Annotated in this window: 15 protein-coding genes; 11 read left to right on the top strand and 4 right to left on the bottom strand. The window is 45.0% G+C overall.

Going from position 1 to position 16,549, the window contains the following annotated elements:
* The first annotated feature begins 123 nt into the window (after positions 1-123).
* The 5 genes from ppiB to M1E93_RS05705 all read left to right on the top strand — a co-directional run bounded on the left by ppiB (position 124) and on the right by M1E93_RS05705 (position 4,461).
* Complete coding sequence (gene ppiB / locus M1E93_RS05725) at positions 124-618, top strand: peptidylprolyl isomerase B (protein WP_004922346.1); 495 nt, start codon at positions 124-126, stop codon at positions 616-618.
* 14 nt (positions 619-632) lie between these two features.
* Complete coding sequence (locus tag M1E93_RS05720; RefSeq protein ID WP_014656535.1) at positions 633-1,382, top strand: UDP-2,3-diacylglucosamine diphosphatase; 750 nt, start codon at positions 633-635, stop codon at positions 1,380-1,382.
* A 128-nt stretch (positions 1,383-1,510) separates the two neighbouring features.
* Positions 1,511-2,026, top strand: coding sequence for a 5-(carboxyamino)imidazole ribonucleotide mutase (gene purE, locus M1E93_RS05715; RefSeq protein WP_004922352.1), 516 nt, complete (start codon positions 1,511-1,513; stop codon positions 2,024-2,026).
* Complete coding sequence (gene purK, locus M1E93_RS05710) at positions 2,026-3,108, top strand: 5-(carboxyamino)imidazole ribonucleotide synthase (RefSeq protein WP_121874623.1); 1,083 nt, start codon at positions 2,026-2,028, stop codon at positions 3,106-3,108. Before purE ends, purK begins: the two co-directional genes overlap by 1 nt.
* Before the next feature lie 102 nt (positions 3,109-3,210).
* Entirely contained in the window at positions 3,211-4,461 is a 1,251-nt protein-coding gene (locus M1E93_RS05705) for a CynX/NimT family MFS transporter (protein WP_036941274.1), read from the top strand.
* Positions 4,462-4,551: 90 nt separating this feature from the next.
* On the opposite strand, the gene M1E93_RS05700 is transcribed toward M1E93_RS05705, so the two are convergent.
* From M1E93_RS05700 to ybbA, 3 genes are all read right to left on the bottom strand, one after another.
* Positions 4,552-5,916, bottom strand: coding sequence for an esterase-like activity of phytase family protein (locus M1E93_RS05700; protein WP_426207185.1), 1,365 nt, complete (start codon positions 5,914-5,916; stop codon positions 4,552-4,554).
* A gap of 224 nt (positions 5,917-6,140) precedes the next feature.
* Positions 6,141-8,588, bottom strand: a complete 2,448-nt coding sequence (gene ybbP / locus M1E93_RS05695) for a putative ABC transporter permease subunit YbbP (RefSeq protein ID WP_426207184.1) — start codon at positions 8,586-8,588, stop codon at positions 6,141-6,143.
* Positions 8,585-9,271 carry a putative ABC transporter ATP-binding protein YbbA gene (ybbA, locus tag M1E93_RS05690; protein ID WP_014656538.1) on the bottom strand — a complete coding sequence of 229 codons (687 nt, stop codon included), beginning with the start codon at positions 9,269-9,271 and terminating at the stop codon, positions 8,585-8,587. The genes ybbP and ybbA overlap by 4 nt, the downstream gene beginning before the upstream one ends.
* Here ybbA and tesA point away from each other — a divergent pair.
* From tesA to M1E93_RS05665, 5 genes are all read left to right on the top strand, one after another.
* Positions 9,239-9,880, top strand: a complete 642-nt coding sequence (gene tesA, locus M1E93_RS05685) for a multifunctional acyl-CoA thioesterase I/protease I/lysophospholipase L1 (RefSeq protein WP_053110361.1) — start codon at positions 9,239-9,241, stop codon at positions 9,878-9,880. The genes ybbA and tesA overlap by 33 nt on opposite strands.
* Before the next feature lie 68 nt (positions 9,881-9,948).
* On the top strand, positions 9,949-10,734 hold the full coding sequence (locus tag M1E93_RS05680; RefSeq protein WP_004922369.1) for an SDR family oxidoreductase: 786 nt from the start codon (positions 9,949-9,951) through the stop codon (positions 10,732-10,734).
* A 59-nt stretch (positions 10,735-10,793) separates the two neighbouring features.
* The gene (locus M1E93_RS05675; RefSeq protein ID WP_014656541.1) at positions 10,794-11,651 is read left to right on the top strand and encodes a co-chaperone YbbN; all 858 of its coding nucleotides are present in this window, start codon (positions 10,794-10,796) and stop codon (positions 11,649-11,651) included.
* A 13-nt stretch (positions 11,652-11,664) separates the two neighbouring features.
* Entirely contained in the window at positions 11,665-12,609 is a 945-nt protein-coding gene (locus M1E93_RS05670) for an SPFH domain-containing protein (protein ID WP_014656542.1), read from the top strand.
* A complete protein-coding gene (locus tag M1E93_RS05665) occupies positions 12,606-13,085 on the top strand; it encodes an NfeD family protein (RefSeq protein ID WP_004922378.1) in 480 nt (159 codons plus the stop codon). The genes M1E93_RS05670 and M1E93_RS05665 overlap by 4 nt, the downstream gene beginning before the upstream one ends.
* On the opposite strand, the gene cueR is transcribed toward M1E93_RS05665, so the two are convergent.
* Positions 13,039-13,449, bottom strand: coding sequence for a Cu(I)-responsive transcriptional regulator (gene cueR, locus M1E93_RS05660; protein ID WP_014656544.1), 411 nt, complete (start codon positions 13,447-13,449; stop codon positions 13,039-13,041). The genes M1E93_RS05665 and cueR overlap by 47 nt on opposite strands.
* Positions 13,450-13,590: 141 nt before the next feature.
* Between cueR and copA the strand changes: the two genes are divergently transcribed.
* Entirely contained in the window at positions 13,591-16,536 is a 2,946-nt protein-coding gene (copA, locus tag M1E93_RS05655) for a copper-exporting P-type ATPase CopA (protein WP_053110363.1), read from the top strand.
* The last annotated feature ends 13 nt before the right edge of the window (positions 16,537-16,549 follow it).

The raw sequence follows: 16,549 nt of genomic DNA, 5'->3' as shown, positions 1-16,549 counted from the left end.
ATCACTCGCTGCTTTTACAAACCAGACTGTGACTTCAAGTCAGGTTTCATCTGTGATATAAACTTTCTGACAACAACGCCTTCATAAGAAGGCGCAATAAAACAATTATTCAGGATAGCTATTATGGTTACTTTTCATACCAATCACGGTGATATTGTTATTAAGACTTTTGACGATAAAGCCCCTGTTACTGTCGAAAACTTTTTAAGCTATTGCCGTGAAGGTTTTTACAATAATACCATTTTCCATCGAGTCATTGACGGTTTCATGATCCAAGGCGGCGGCTTTGAGCCAGGCATGAAACAAAAAGCAACAAAAGCACAAATCAAAAACGAAGCTAACAATGGCTTAAAAAATACGCGTGGTACTCTTGCTATGGCACGTACCAACGATCCTCACTCAGCGACAGCACAGTTCTTCATTAACGTTGTTGACAACGACTTCCTTAACTTCCGTTCAGAACGTCCTGAAGGCTGGGGCTATTGTGTCTTTGCTGAAGTTGTAGAAGGCATGGACGTTGTTGACAAAATCAAAGGCGTTGCAACAGGAAACAGCGGTTTCCACCAAGACGTTCCTCGCGAAGATGTTGTGATCGAAAAAGTGACTGTTAGCGAATAATTCGACTCAACAATATGTCCACTTATATCATTGCAGATTTGCATTTGAGTGAAGATGAACCGGCGATCACCGCCGGTTTTATGAATTTTATTCATCAGCAAGCAATTCATGCCGATAGCCTCTATATACTCGGTGATTTTTTCAATTACTGGATTGGTGATGACGATAAAACCCCACTCCACCAGCAAGTCGCCAATGCCCTAACAATGCTCACTGAGCGAGGCATTCCCTGCTACTTTATCCATGGTAATCGAGACTTTTTACTTGGGAAACGTTATGCCAAACAATGTGGTATGACTATACTCAACCAAGAAACATTACTGGAGCTTTATGGTAAACGCGTACTCATTTTACACGGTGATACACTGTGTATTGATGATCAGGCTTATCAAAATTACCGTAAAAAAGTGCATACGCCTTGGATCCAACGCCTATTTTTAGCCCTACCGCTGTTTATTCGCCGGCGGATAGCAGAAAAAATGCGCCAAAACAGCCAATACGCCAGCAGTATGAAGGCCGAATCAATCATGGATGTCAACCCACAAGCGGTGATTAACGCCTTAACAAATTACCAAGCTGATTGGATGATCCATGGGCATACACATCGTCCTGCTATTCATGAAGTGAAGGTTGGCGATAAGTGCTGCTATCGTGGTGTATTAGGAGCATGGCACCATGAAGGCTCCGCATTTGTGATTAACGAACAAGGTATCGAACTTATTTTTTTCCCTTTCGAGCCTAAGACACACTCGACTCGCTCTTAAACCCCCAGTCTGTTTGCTGACATTTTAACCACGCAAACGTTTTCCTTACCCTTTTACCATGATATGATCGAGATAATTTATTTTTCCCACCTCACGGTGAAAGTTTATTAACCACAGGATCACATCAAATGACTGCCCAAGTATCTGCACAATCTGCGGCTAAAATCGCCATTGTTATGGGTTCTAAAAGTGACTGGTCAACTATGCAACATGCGGCGGATGTTTTAACTGAGCTGCAAGTGCCCTTTCACGTTGAAATCGTCTCAGCACACCGTACGCCTGATAAATTATTCTCCTTTGCTGAAAAAGCAAAAGCAAATGGCTTTGATGTGATCATTGCTGGTGCAGGTGGCGCGGCACATTTGCCGGGGATGCTAGCTGCGAAAACATTGGTTCCTGTATTAGGTGTTCCTGTACAAAGTGCGGCTTTAAGCGGTGTCGATAGTCTCTATTCTATTGTGCAAATGCCAAAAGGCATTCCTGTTGGCACATTAGCAATTGGCAAAGCTGGAGCAGCAAATGCGGCATTATTGGCAGCGCAAATTTTAGCAAACACTGACACAGCCTTATTAACACGCCTATCGGCTTGGCGCGAAAGTCAAACTAATGACGTGTTGAACAACCCAGACCCTCGGGAGGCGTAATGAAACCTGTTTGTGTCCTTGGTAATGGTCAATTAGGAAGAATGTTACGCCAAGCAGGTGAACCACTTGGTATCGCGGTGTTTCCTGTTGGTTTAGATGCCGAGCCAGAAGCCGTTCCCTATCAACAAAGTGTCATTACTGCAGAAATTGAGCGCTGGCCTGAGACACCACTGACCAAAGAATTGGCCCGCCATAATGCGTTTATTAATCGCGATATTTTCCCTCGCCTAGCTGACAGGTTCCCCCAAAAAAGTCTATTTGATTCATTGGGCCTAGCAACCGCACCTTGGGCCTGTCTTGAATCCAAAGATCAATGGCCTGAGTTATTCTCAACGCTTGGCGATTTTTTGATAGTTAAACGTAGGACTGGTGGCTATGATGGGCGCGGTCAATGGCGTGTTCGCCCTGGTGATGAAGCCAGCCTCCCCGATGAAATCTACGGGGAGTGCATTGTCGAACAAGGTATCCCTTTTGATGCCGAAGTTTCAGTCATTGGCGCGCGTAACCGCGCTGGTGAGAGTGTGTTTTATCCGATTACCCATAACCTACATCAAGAAGGGATTTTACGTACCAGCGTAGCATTTCCGAAGGCAGATAACTCACAGCAAAAACAAGCACAATCCATGTTGAGTGCAGTAATGGATGAGTTAGATTATGTTGGCGTGATGGCAATGGAATGCTTTGTGGTTGGTGATAAGTTACTCATCAATGAGCTTGCTCCTCGCGTGCATAATAGCGGCCATTGGACTCAAAATGGCGCCTCCATTAGCCAATTTGAGCTACATTTGAGGGCTATTTTAGATTTACCAATGCCATCACCTGAAGTGTTTAGTCCATCCGTTATGGTTAATTTGATTGGTACTGATGTCAACTCACACTGGCTCAGACTACCACTCGTACACTTACACTGGTATGAAAAAGAAGTACGCCCAGCCCGCAAGGTTGGTCATTTAAATCTCACGCATAATGCTCCGTCAATGCTTGCTGATACATTAGACGCACTCGTCGATATGTTACCAAATGAGTACAAAAGTGGCATTGAATGGGCAAAAGCAAAATTAAACTGGTACTATGCCCAATAAACAGGGAAAATAGCGCGATACGATGCCCGATATTTTCGGGCATTTTGCGTTTATATCGCTGTCTTTTTTGTGCAAAAAACAGGCAGAGTGACCGGAGTTGACATGGTAGCCTCAAATTCCCCGTTGTTTAGCCCACTTTATCAGTGGAGTATCCTCATTTTGTTAGGGATGGTCTATTTTTTAGCCACCGCGACAACCTTTACCTCGTTAGGTGTTGTTCTCCCCAGTATGATTGAGGAACTGCAATGGAGTTGGACAGAGGCAGGGTTTGGTTTCACGTTATTGGGGTTGACTTGTGGTTTAGCCAGTTTTCTTCCGTCTGTCCTGATCCGTAAAATCGGCGTTCGCCTCACCCTTTTACTCGGTGCTCTCATCTTTATCGCGGGGTTTTATAGCCTCTATTCGACCGAAACCATTAGTCGCTATTTTCTCGGTACTGCCCTGATAGGTATAGGCTTTACTCTACTCGCGACCGTTCCGGGAACCTATGTTCTTTCTCGCCTATTTGAAAAACAGTCTCTCGCTTTTGGCCTCTATTTTACCATCGGGGGATTAGGGGGCGTCGCGGGGCCTTGGATCTATTTCTATGCGTCAAACCAGTTAGGGTCATGGCGTATGCACTGGGTACTCTGTGCGCTTTATCTCGGTATTGTCACACTGCTGACTATTTTGGTCTTACGCGAAGGTCAACGCGAACGTGAACACGCTAAAAGCGTGGTACAAAAACAGGTCAGTGATGTTAGCAAACCTATTTATCGCACCAAAGAAGTTTGGACAGTACGCCGTGCGCTACGTACTTGGCAATTCTATTTAATCGCAGCAACCTATACCTCATTTTTATGGTGCGGTATTACAGTAAACAGTTTTGCCGTCGCTCATATTGAAGAGCGTGGTTTTGGGATCACCGTAGCTGTTTCATTACTCAGTACCATGGCATTTGTGAACGCATTTTCACGCTTTATTGGCGGTGCGGCGGGCGAATGGTTGGAACCGAAAAAACTGTTAATTGGTAGTTTGATTATTATGATCATTGGGGTTATTTCTCTCAGTATCGCCACCTCTTGGTTATGGTTAATACTGTTTGTGCTCTGTGTTGGTATCGGCTATGGCATGACTTTCTTAGCATCTAGCGTATTATTATCGAATTATTTTGGCAGAGGCCCCTATTTAGAGTTATTTTCTGTCGTTAATTTGCTATCGACACTCGCTTGCTTAGCCCCCTTTATTGCTGGTGCTATTAAAGATTATACGCACAGTTTCACGCCGGCATTTCTTATTATTGTGGCTCCCGTTATTGTGGTGCTAATGTTTACATTAATGATGAAGCCGCCTGAGTTATCCGCTAAAAAATAATGGTGGCGGTAAAAATCACGATGTTTACAATTGGCGATAAATAAAAAAGCTCGGGCTACTCCCCGAGCAAAATCAATATAGACAAGGAAATTAAGGATTTAACAACGCAGGCACTTTCAATAAAATAAATTCGTTATCATCCGCTTGGTTCGGTTCGCGACTGGATGAGAATGGATAATTATTATCGTTGCCAACAATGATGTGTTCACCGTCGACAACATCCACATTTTCAATTGTAAAGAATGGGAAGGTAAATACGCCATTATTCAATGGTTTCTTCGCGACGCCTTCAGGATCTTTAATATTCATTAAGTCTACATAGGCTTGCTTATTAACTGGCTTACCTTGGTTTTTATCGGAAAATTCAACCCGATAAACTCGCTTAAATTTAGCTAAATGACTAAAGCAATGTTGGGTATCCGTAGCCCCCTCTGCACAAGCTTTATCGGCGGTTCCCTCGCCATTATCACGTTCAATAATCAAGCCATGAGTATCGTCAATCATATTAAAATCACCGATGGCATTTTGATTATCTTCAAAAACATATAACCAGCTACGCCCCGTCCATTGTTGTTTTTTCACATCAAATTCAAGAATGCGTGCAGCCCGTTTCCCTTCTACGCTCTCATAATCTTGTTTTTCGCTATCCCACAATGCGCCTTCGAGCATTGGATAGAGTTTGCTACCATCTGGCGATGAGGCCATCCCCTCAAAACCTTTTGAACGGTTCACTTGAAAGCTGACGCTATCGCTTGGCTTAGCCGGTGTTGTCACTTGATAATGATCTGGTGACACGACCTTTTTCCCATCAACGTACGTTTCAAAGAGAGCAAGCACCTTGCCATTCAGATCCATCTTAATCAAATACGGGCCAAACTCCTCTCCAACCCATAATACGCCATCGGCAAACTGGAAGCTTTCAGGGTCGAAATCACTTCCGGTTAAATAACGCTTATCCGTGCTTTCATTAATAATATGGAACGGAATGATTTTATCGGGATCATGAAAGAAAACCGTTTTTAATGGCGTTGCTTTTCCAGTTTTAAAGTCGATGTCGTATTGAGTTAAATACAGCATTGAATCAGGTGAGTTAACTTTATTGCCGTAGCCATTGTCAGTCAGTACCCAATAAGTGCCATCTGACATACGTTTGATGCCTGAGTGCCCTTGTAATGGCTGCCCTTTAATGGGAACATGCATGCCTGTCGGGCGATCGGCTGACTTCCCTTCAACGCTTCCCAATGTCTCAATACGACTTCCCGTCGTGTATTTACCACTGTTTTGTAAATCTTTCGCTGCATCCGTTGGGGCAGATATCGTCGAATTCACAGGTAACACCGCGTGCCCTGCTAATGTTGCTGAAACTTCTTGTTGTGCGTATCCCGTGGTAGAAAAAGTAATCAATGTCGCGAGTAATGATAAAGAGCGCAATTTTATGGTGCGGCGATGCTGCATTATTATATTCCTATCAAATAGTTAATCATTTGTTGACCATAGGATCATAAACAGCATTGATGACAGTTTAGTGATAGATATAAGACAGTTATTTTATTCAACTATGGCAAGTAACAAGCTATTTTTCAAAGAAATAAAATTCGCGGCTAAATAGGGAATAGCCCAGATCACATGTTATCTGCGATCTGGGCGTTGAAAGGTTGTTGTGTGGTATATCAATGCGATTAATTATTCGGCATGCGACGATGCTGATTGCCTGTTCCTAGCAATCTTAATCCTAACCAACTACCACAAATAGACAGTAATAGGGCTGCACATAATGGTAATAGTAACCACATTGACCATTCAGGCTGCCAAGGGAAATCAAACACCCGAGTTTGCAGTAACCATAAAGCGACCTCAGCACCAAAGGCAGCAGCTAATCCAGCCATTAGCCCTAATAGCGCAAACTCACTCCATAAGGTTTTACGCATCAGTTTCCGGCTTGCCCCCAAGGTACGATAGACCACTAACTCACGCTCCCGCTGACTCATACCAACCTGAATTTGCGCTAATAACAACAGTAGGCCACAAAAGATCACCAACACGACCATCACTTCCAGTGCTTGGCTGACCTGTTGAAGGATTTGTTGTATTTGAGTAATTAATGCCCCTGTATCCAATACATTGATGGTTGGATAATGACGACTTAAGTCTGTCAGTAGCTTACCGTCGCCATCATAATGGAAACTGCTCATCCATGTTGCAGGCACATCTTTTAATGTTCCTTCAGCAAAGATAAAGAAGAAGTTTGGTCGCAAACTTTCCCAATCAACAGTACGAATACTAGTGACTGTTGCACTAAATACCTGAGCGCCGGCATTAAAAGTGAGTTTATCTCCGATTTTAAGTCCTAATTGTTTCACGACGGTTTGCTCGATAGAGACCTCACCGTCTTTAGGCGGCCAAGTGCCTTCATCAACCACATTGGCTTCCGGTAGTTTAGCTCGCCATGTTAGGCTCAGCTCGCGTCGCACGGTATTATTATTTGGATCACGCTCGTCCGCCCACTCTATCGCTGAGCTATCATTTATCTCTGATAAACGCGCTAAGATCACAGGATAAAACTCCGTCGGCTTCACTTGGTGTTGCACAAGTAGCTCTGTTACAGGTTTAATCTGCGATTCATTCATATTGATCAAAAAGTAATTAGGGCTATCCGCTGGCAGTTGTTGCTGCCACCTATCCAATAAATCCCCTCTGACTAGAATCAACAGGGCTAACAGCATAAATGAGAGTGAAAAGGCACTCATTTGCGAGACCGTTTGTAAAGGTTGACGCAATAAACGGCTCACCGAAAGCCGTAAGCTTAATTGCTTAAACTTAAATTGGCGTAGTACCCATAACCCCAACCAACCAATCAAAGCTAATAAAATAGCGACGATCACGATGCCCACTAAAATCGACCATAATAGTGGGTTCACACCTGTAAACAGAAATAACCCACCAACAACAATTAAGGTGACAATAGGTAAATAGTAACGTAATGGCCAAACAGGTGAGTTAGCATCTTCACGTAATACCCGTGATGGCTGCGTTGCAATTAACTGACGATAAGGACGAATCCCCACGAGAATAGCAATCACAAACAAAGTTCCAATCGCCCAAACCCATGGCCATAAACTGGCAGAAGGTAACGCTTTCGGCAGCATTGCACCGAGTATTTGCATTAAAATACCTTCAAAAGCTAGCCCTAGTAGCGACCCTAGCAAGGCTGCGGCTATCAAAATAGCCAACCACTGGCCTATTATCCATTTTTGTAACGCCGAGCGCCCTGCACCCAAGGTTTTAAGTACAGCAACTAATTGGTGGCGGCTACGGCAATAGTGAGTCATCGATACCACCACCGCCGCTATTGCTAGCAACAATGTCAGCAATACCGACAGTAATAAAAATTGCTGCGCCCGCTGGAAAGTTTTTCCTACCGCCCCACTATTTTCTTTTAACGTAAACCAACGTTGATCCGTTCTTAATTGCTCATCAAACTGAGATTCAAAAGCATCAACTGTGGCGGTTTCTCCAGCAAACATATCTCGATAGGTTAATCGACTCCCCACCTGTACGGCGCCTGTCAATTCAGCATCTTCTAATGAGATAAGTACTCTCGGAGCGATTTGGAATGGGTTAAAGCCGCTATCCGGCTCTTGGACTAATGTTCCAGCAACTTTTAAGGTCGCGTCGCCAATATCGATGTTATCGCCAATTTTTAAGTTAAGTAACTCCAACAAGCGAGGGGCAACTAAAATTTCCCCTTTGGTTGGTCGAAGTCCGGCTGGCTCAGTGATAAGCTCACCATAAAGTGGATAAGCCTGATCTGCGGCTTTAACCAGCACTAATTGTGGACGTAAATCTTCATCAGCCGTCGAATAAGCCATGGTAGAAAACGACATTTGTTGGCTTAGTTTTAGCCCCATCGCTTCTGCTTGTTGCAACCACTCAGGATCACTGGGATAAGAGGAGCGCAACACCAAGTCACCCGCTAATAGCTCTCGGCTTTGGTAGCTGATGCTATTTTCAATACGGTCACTAATACGCCCTAAAGCAAGCACACAAGCGACGGCTAAAGTCAGCGCCAGCCAGACGATCAGAAGTGATGGCGTTTTCCACTCACGCCAAAACCAACGCCAAATCATGCTTCTTCCCTCAATACACCATCTACCAGTCGTAAGCGACGCTGGCAACGGGCAGCTAATTCGTTATCATGTGTCACAAGGATCAATGTTGTGCCATGCTCTTTGTTCATGGAAAATAGAAGATCGGCGATTTTATCGCCAGTATGTCGGTCAAGGTTTCCCGTTGGCTCATCGGCGAACAGAATTTTAGGCCGCCCATTAAATGCTCTTGCTAATGCAACGCGCTGCTGTTCACCTCCAGATAACTGCGCCGGCATATGTTTTAAGCGATGGCCTAACCCAAGTTCAGAAAGCAAGGCTGCTGCTTGTTGATAGCTCTGTGACTCTGGCTCACCTCGCAATAGAGCAGGCAATTGCACATTTTCGAGGGCATTAAGTGTTGGTATCAACATAAAAGATTGAAAAACAAAGCCCACACTCTGGGCACGCAAATAAGCGCGTTGTTCTTCATCCATTTGGGTCAATTCGTGCCCTAATAGGCTAACGCTGCCACTGCTACCATCATCTAAACCGGCAATAATGCCTAATAAAGTCGACTTACCAGAACCAGACTCGCCAATTAATGCAATTGTTTGACCGGACTCGACAATTAGTTCAACACCTTGCAATATAGTGAGTTCATGTTCCCCTTGACCAACACGTTTAATGAGATGATGAACTTCAAGAATATTTTCCGCCGACATTTACTGGTATTTCTCCTATTATTTGTCGCAAGTGGGCAAACACTCGCAGCCACAAAACTGTTAATCCTTGGTGACAGCCTCAGTGCAGGCTATCGCTTACCGGCAGAGCAAGCATGGGCTTCACTCCTTGCCGAACGTTGGCAGAAATCGTCGCCACCCGTTATTGTCATTAACGGTAGCATTAGTGGAAACACCTCAGCCCAAGGGCTCGAGCGCCTTCCTGCCTTACTTGAACAACACAAACCCGATTGGGTATTGATCGAGTTAGGTGCAAACGATGGTTTGCAAGGGCTATCTGTTAAACAGATGGAGAACACACTACAACAAATTATTGAACAAATAACGCAGTCCGGTGCGAAACCGCTTTTAATGCAAATTCGTATACCGCCGAACTACGGTAAGCGTTATACTTCTAGTTTCGAAAATGTTTATCCTGCACTTGCACAACAAAACGCGGTTCCACTACTGCCTTTTTATATGGAAACCATCATTACTAAACCTGAGTGGATCCAACAAGATGGTATTCACCCAACTGTAGAAGCTCAACCTTCTATCGCTGATTTTATGGAAAAACAATTACTCCCTTATTTAACTTCTTCAGCAAATTAAAAGAATAAATAAGTGGGTAATTGTAAAGCAGTTTTTATATCAATTTGAGCCTATAGGTAGGTAAAGTTATGCAAAAGTCGGTATTTATCACCGGTGCTTCTAGCGGTATTGGCTTTTGTGCCGCCCAAACACTTCGCAAACGAGGTTATCATGTGATAGTTGCCTGCCGTAAAGAAGCTGATGTTTTGCACCTAAAAGGACTAGGCTTCGATACTGTTGTACTCGACCTCGATGATAGCCATAGCATAGATAGCGCTGCCGATGAGGTATTGACGCTATGCCAAGGGCGCCTTTTTGGCTTATTCAATAATGCCGGTTTTGGTGTGTACGGCGCGCTAACGAGTATTAACCGCCAGCAATTAGAGTCTCAATTTTCGACTAACTTTTTCGGAATACACCAATTGACCTTGCGCTTGCTTCCAGCCATGCTAGCTCATCATGAGGGGCGTATCGTACAAACTAGCTCGGTAATGGGAATTATTTCAACGCCGGGTCGTGGTGCCTATGCAGCGAGTAAATATGCGTTAGAGGCATGGTCCGATGCACTCCGTTTGGAGCTAAAAGGCACGGGTGTCCATGTCAGTTTAATTGAACCAGGCCCCATCCATACCAATTTCACCAGTAATGTGGCGCAAACACAGCAAGATAATCCGGTTAAAAACCCAGGAATTGCACAACGTTTTACCTTAACGCCAGAACATGTGGTCGCAAAATTGGTACATGCCCTTGAAAGCCCTCGTCCACGTATCCGTTATTCAGTCACTTTGCTCACCGTCATAGTTCGCATACTGAAACGGCTGCTACCGGATTGCTTGATGGATAAAATACTGGCAGGTCAGGGAAAAAAGGCTTGAAAAAAAATAAAATAGCCCCACCTTTAGAGTATTAAAAACTTATTTAAAAGAGATATTTTATGCAATCTTTTGCCCAAATCGTGGATGTTAATGAACAAAATTTACACCAAGTTGTAGAACAATCCATGCAGATGCCAGTTATGTTCTACTTCTGGTCTGCACAAAGCCCGCACTGTCAAGAGTTTGGTGCGACTCTCGATAAAATTGCCAATGACTATGCGGGTCTGTTTATGTTGGCGCGCGTCAATTGTGACGTAGAGCAAAATGTTGCAGCTCAATTTGGTCTTAGAGCAATACCAACCGTTTATATTCTGCAAGAAGGTCGTCCTGTTGATGGTTTCCAAGGCCCTCAACCCGAAGAAGTCGTATTAGAGATGCTTTCGCGCGTATTGCCTAGTCCAGAAGAGTTGAAAGCCGCACAAGCAGCAGAGTTGATTGCTGAGGGGAAACCTCAGGAAGCGCTACCGTTACTTAAAGAAGCGCATCAGCTTAATGAGAAAAATAGTGATATCACCCTGTTATTAGCAGAAACACAGATCGGTCTGAATCTTGTGGATGAGGCAGAAAAAACACTGACATCGGTTCCGATGCAGGACCAAGATAGCCGCTATCAAGGGTTAGTGGCACAAATTGAGTTGCTCAGACAAGCGGCGGATACGCCAGAGATCCAGCAATTACAACAAGAATTTGATGCTGACTCAGACAATGCCGAGCTAGCTGTGCAATTGGCATTAAAATTACATGAAGTGAATCGCAATGAAGAAGCTTTAGAAATGCTATTTAGCTTCTTGAAAAAAGACCTCAGCGCTGGAGATGGCGCCGTGAAAAAAACAATGATGGATATTATGTCGGCAATGGGAACAGGAGATGCGATGGCCAGTAAGTATCGCCGACAAGTATATTCATTACTTTACTAAATAAGGAATGATCATGGATTTGTTCGCGTTTGGTGCTATACCGATTATTATTTTTATTGCGATTGTTATTGTTTTTACCTGTGTCAAAACAGTACCGCAAGGCTATCAATGGACGGTTGAACGTTTTGGTCGTTATACCAGAACATTGCAGCCGGGGTTACATATTATTGTGCCATTTATGGATAAAATAGGTCGTCGCATCAATATGATGGAGCAAGTCCTTGATATCCCATCGCAAGAAGTTATCTCGCGTGATAATGCTAACGTCACCATCGATGCCGTCTGTTTTATTCAAGTCGTTGACCCAGTGCGTGCAGCTTATGAAGTTAGCAATCTTGAGCTGTCTGTTTTGAACCTGACAATGACCAATATTCGTACCGTATTAGGCTCCATGGAGCTGGACGAGATGTTGTCACAACGAGATTCCATCAACTCACGCCTTCTGCACATTGTGGATGACGCAACCAACCCTTGGGGGGTGAAAATCACCCGTATCGAAATTCGTGATGTTAAGCCGCCGAAAGAGCTAGTCAACGCGATGAATGCGCAGATGAAAGCAGAGCGTACTAAGCGTGCCGACATTCTGGAAGCTGAAGGTATTCGTCAAGCGGCTATCTTGAAAGCGGAAGGTGAAAAACAGTCACAAATTCTCAAAGCAGAAGGGGATCGTCAATCTGCATTCTTACAAGCAGAAGCCCGTGAAAGGGCTGCTGAGGCGGAAGCAAAAGCGACTAAGATGGTTTCTGAGGCTATCGCGGCGGGTGATATGCAAGCAATCAACTATTTCGTTGCTCAGAAATATACCGAGGCACTGACAAGTATTGGCTCTGCTGACAACAGTAAAGTGATCATGATGCCACTTGAGGCGAGCAATTTAATGGGCGCTATCGGAGGGATTGCTGAACTTGTCGGTGAAAGCAAAAAAACGCACTCGAATAAGAAACAGGAAAACTCATGATAGAACTTATCAGCGCTCAACCCGCATGGTTTTGGCTGTGCCTTGGTGGTTTATTGCTGATTGGTGAACTGCTCGGCACCGGTGGTTATCTATTATGGTCGGGGATCGCTGCTGTTGCGGTGGCTATCATTACTTTCGTGCTGCCTTTTCTGGGTTGGGAATGGCAAGGGATTTTATTTGCTATCTTAACTATCCTTTCAGCCGTATTATGGCGGAAATGGTTGAGTTTACGTAAAAACTCACAAGCAGATGAGGTCAACCAAAAGAGCCACCAACTCATTGGCACTAAAGTCCGTCTGATTTCCGATACGGATGAAGGTTTTAGCCGCGCACGCCTAGCCGATGGCAGTTGGCGAACATACAGTGAGCAACCTTTAAAAGCAGGCACTGAGGTGATCATCACCTCAGTGGATGGGATCACTCTGCATGTTAAGCCTTATCATGATGGCAACAACCCCGAGACAAGTGATCAATAATCGGGCAGTCTGCATTCTCATCACCGGGACAAGCGTCCACTAAGTTTTGCAGCGTATCTTTAATAGCAGACAATTTCGCGATTGTCTGCTCTAACTCTGCAATTTTCGCCATTGTGGTATTTTTCACATCCGCACTGTGTCTTGCTGGGTTACGGAACAAACTCAATAACTCGCCGCACTCTTCTAACGTAAAACCGACATCTTTTGCCTGTTTTAACAGACCTAATTCATTAAGGTGTCTATCTTGATAATAGCGATAACTATTTTCCCCCCTTTCAGGTGGAGTAATTAAACCTTTTTCTTCGTAAAAACGAATGGCCTTTGCGGTAAGACCGGTTTTCTTGGCAATTTCACTAATATTCATCATACCCCTTGACCTTACCCTTGAGGGAAGGTTTAACCTTCCCTACATATCAAAAAATTTATATTTGTTTAAAAATTTCAGTGTATTCTGCCATGATAATAAAAACGACAGGATCCGTCATGAGTTAAGGAGATTTTACTTATGAGTAGCAAAATCATTCTCTCCCTGCAAGGGCTAAGTTGTATGCACTGTGTTGGTACAGTCACCAAAGCACTTGAAGCCCGCTCGGACATTGATCATTTCAACGTCACCATTGAGTATGCAGTGATTGAAAGTAATGCTAGCGCTCAATCATTGATTGAAACTATTCAACAGGCGGGTTATGACGCAAAAATGGCCGAACAACCGGATATCACGCTACAGCTATCCGGCCTTAGCTGCATGAACTGTGCCGGTAAAACACAGCAAGCACTTGAAGCGGTTGACGGTGTAGCGGCTGCTATTGTCGATACTCAACAAGCAAAAGTTTACGGTAGTGCAGCAGCAGATACCTTAATTAATGCGGTTGAGCAAGCAGGCTATCATGCAAAAGTGGCACAACCCAGTCAGGTGACATTAGCATTATCGGGGCTTAGTTGCATGAAATGTGCTGAAAAAACCCGCCTTGCCCTTGAGGCCGTTGACGGTGTTGATCATGCGGATGTCGATACTAACTCTGCCGTGATATATGGTAACGCACCTGTAGAGGCGTTAATTGCCGCTGTGGCTGATGCGGGTTACCAAGCCACATTAAATCAAGCGGGGGCTAACTTCCCAAAAACGCAGCCGCTGGCAAAATCGCCTGAACAGCCGGAAACTGACTCAGCGGCAATCTGTGAAATACCGGCTCAAGAGTCCGATTTAGGCGAGCAACCTGACATCTCCCCTTCAGATGACAGTATCCAGCTATTATTAGATGGTATGACTTGTGCAAGTTGCGTTAATAAAGTGCAAAAAGCCCTCAACAGTGTTCCGGGCGTTGAAAATGCCCGTGTTAACCTTGCTGAGCGTAGCGCGCTAGTGACGGGAACCGCGCAGCCAGCCGCACTGATAGCTGCGGTGGAAAACGCTGGCTACGGCGCCGAAATCATACAAGACGAAGCTGAACGCCGAGCGCGGCAGCAACAAGTCGCTGATGCAAATATGCGCCGTTTTCGTTGGCAATCTGCACTTGCATTAGCCCTTGGTATCCCTGTGATGATCTGGGGGATGATCGGCGACAATATGATGCTCACGCCACAAAACCACTCAATTTGGCTAACCATTGGGGTTTTAACTTTCGCTGTGATGGTCTTTGCTGGTGGTCATTTCTATAAAAACGCTTGGCAAAGCCTAAAAAATGGCAGTGCGACAATGGATACTTTGGTCGCACTCGGTACAGGTGCTGCTTGGTTATACTCAATTGTCGTCAACTTGTGGCCTGAGATTTTCCCTGAGCAAGCACGCCATCTCTACTATGAAGCCAGTGCGATGATTATTGGTCTGATTAATTTAGGCCATGCACTAGAGCAACGTGCCCGCCAGCGCTCCTCAAAAGCCTTAGAGCGATTACTGGACTTGACGCCTCCGACTGCCCGCGTGGTTACCGAGCAAGGTGAAGTGGATATGCCACTTGAGCAAGTCAAGAAAGGGATGACTTTACGCCTAACAACGGGGGATCGTGTACCTGTTGATGGCGAAATTATTGAAGGTGAAGTCTGGCTAGATGAAGCGATGCTAACCGGTGAACCCATTCCTCAACAAAAAAGCAAAGGCGATCAGGTACATGCAGGCACTGTCGTTCAAGATGGTACTGTGTTATTTCGCGCGGCGGCTGTGGGTAGCCAAACCACACTAGCGCGTATTATCCATCTTGTGCGCCAAGCTCAAAGCAGTAAGCCTCAAATTGGCCAATTAGCCGATCGTATTTCATCGATATTCGTACCTGTCGTGGTTGCCATTGCTGTCATTTCAGGGCTTATTTGGTATTTTGTCGGCCCAGCCCCGCAAATTACCTACGCATTAGTCATCACCACGACTGTTTTGATTATTGCTTGTCCGTGTGCTCTTGGTCTGGCGACCCCCATGTCAATCATCTCTGGCGTTGGGCGGGCGGCAGAATTTGGTGTGCTTGTCCGTGATGCCGATGCTCTGCAACAAGCAAGTGAGTTAGACACTATCGTCTTCGATAAAACGGGCACATTAACAGAAGGCATGCCACAGGTTACCGATATCCATACCTTTAATGGCTTTTCTGAGACAGAAGTACTACAACTTGCGGCTTCATTGGAAAGTGGCTCTAACCACCCGCTTGCTCGTGCAATTGTCAATCGAGCCAAAGGGCTCTCCTTCCCTACAAGCGAACAGTTTAGGACATTAGCGGGCCTCGGTGTCAGTGCCGTCATCGAAGGCAAAACGGTATTACTTGGTAACCAAAAATTATTGATGCAAAGTCATATCGATACCAGTGCGATTGAAGAAACATTGCATCAACAAGCTTCAATGGGGGTCACCCCCGTTTTGTTAGCCGTAGAAGATAAAATCGCTGCATTGCTTTCTATCCGTGATCCATTACGTGAAGACAGCGTCAGTGCCTTAGCTCGCTTACATAAACAAGGCTTTCGTTTAGTTATGTTAACAGGGGATAACCCAGTTACCGCAAAAGCCATCGCAAAAGAAGCGGGAATTGATGAAGTGATCGCAGGCGTCATGCCAGATGGTAAATCGGCTGCAATCGAAGCTTTACAAGCCAAAGGCCATAAAGTGGCAATGGTTGGCGATGGGATCAACGATGCCCCCGCACTGGCCCGTGCCGATGTTGGTATCGCAATGGGAGGCGGCAGTGATATTGCGATAGAAACAGCATCGATTACCTTAATGCGCCAAAGCCTACATGGTGTTGCAGATGCGGTTGCCATTTCAAAAGGCACATTGCGCAATATGAAACAAAACCTATTCGGTGCCTTTGTCTACAACACATTGGGGATCCCAATTGCAGCGGGTATTCTTTACCCTCTAACAGGAACATTGTTGAACCCTGTGGTTGCAGGTGCAGCAATGGCTCTCTCCTCAATCACCGTCGTGACTAACGCTAACCGACTGCTACGCTTTAAACCGAAACAACAATAGTCTACAGCCCGAC

Origin of the sequence: Providencia sp. PROV272 (assembly GCF_049901975.1) — a bacterium.
Classification (GTDB): Bacteria; Pseudomonadota; Gammaproteobacteria; order Enterobacterales; family Enterobacteriaceae; genus Providencia; species Providencia stuartii.
This window is presented reverse-complemented; position numbering and strand designations above follow the sequence as displayed.

Bases quoted from the DNA above. Each gene is read 5' to 3' on its own strand.
- M1E93_RS05670 (WP_014656542.1), top strand. From the start codon at position 11,665: ATGGATTTGTTCGCGTTTGGTGCTATACCGATTATTATTTTTATTGCG.
- tesA (WP_053110361.1), top strand. From the start codon at position 9,239: ATGATGAACTTCAAGAATATTTTCCGCCGACATTTACTGGTATTTCTC.
- M1E93_RS05665 (WP_004922378.1), top strand. From the start codon at position 12,606: ATGATAGAACTTATCAGCGCTCAACCCGCATGGTTTTGGCTGTGCCTT.
- purK (WP_121874623.1), top strand. From the start codon at position 2,026: ATGAAACCTGTTTGTGTCCTTGGTAATGGTCAATTAGGAAGAATGTTA.
- M1E93_RS05675 (WP_014656541.1), top strand. From the start codon at position 10,794: ATGCAATCTTTTGCCCAAATCGTGGATGTTAATGAACAAAATTTACAC.
- M1E93_RS05720 (WP_014656535.1), top strand. From the start codon at position 633: ATGTCCACTTATATCATTGCAGATTTGCATTTGAGTGAAGATGAACCG.
- M1E93_RS05680 (WP_004922369.1), top strand. From the start codon at position 9,949: ATGCAAAAGTCGGTATTTATCACCGGTGCTTCTAGCGGTATTGGCTTT.
- ybbP (WP_426207184.1), bottom strand. From the start codon at position 8,588: ATGATTTGGCGTTGGTTTTGGCGTGAGTGGAAAACGCCATCACTTCTG.
- M1E93_RS05700 (WP_426207185.1), bottom strand. From the start codon at position 5,916: ATGCAGCATCGCCGCACCATAAAATTGCGCTCTTTATCATTACTCGCG.
- purE (WP_004922352.1), top strand. From the start codon at position 1,511: ATGACTGCCCAAGTATCTGCACAATCTGCGGCTAAAATCGCCATTGTT.
- M1E93_RS05705 (WP_036941274.1), top strand. From the start codon at position 3,211: ATGGTAGCCTCAAATTCCCCGTTGTTTAGCCCACTTTATCAGTGGAGT.
- cueR (WP_014656544.1), bottom strand. From the start codon at position 13,449: ATGAATATTAGTGAAATTGCCAAGAAAACCGGTCTTACCGCAAAGGCC.
- ppiB (WP_004922346.1), top strand. From the start codon at position 124: ATGGTTACTTTTCATACCAATCACGGTGATATTGTTATTAAGACTTTT.
- ybbA (WP_014656538.1), bottom strand. From the start codon at position 9,271: ATGTCGGCGGAAAATATTCTTGAAGTTCATCATCTCATTAAACGTGTT.
- copA (WP_053110363.1), top strand. From the start codon at position 13,591: ATGAGTAGCAAAATCATTCTCTCCCTGCAAGGGCTAAGTTGTATGCAC.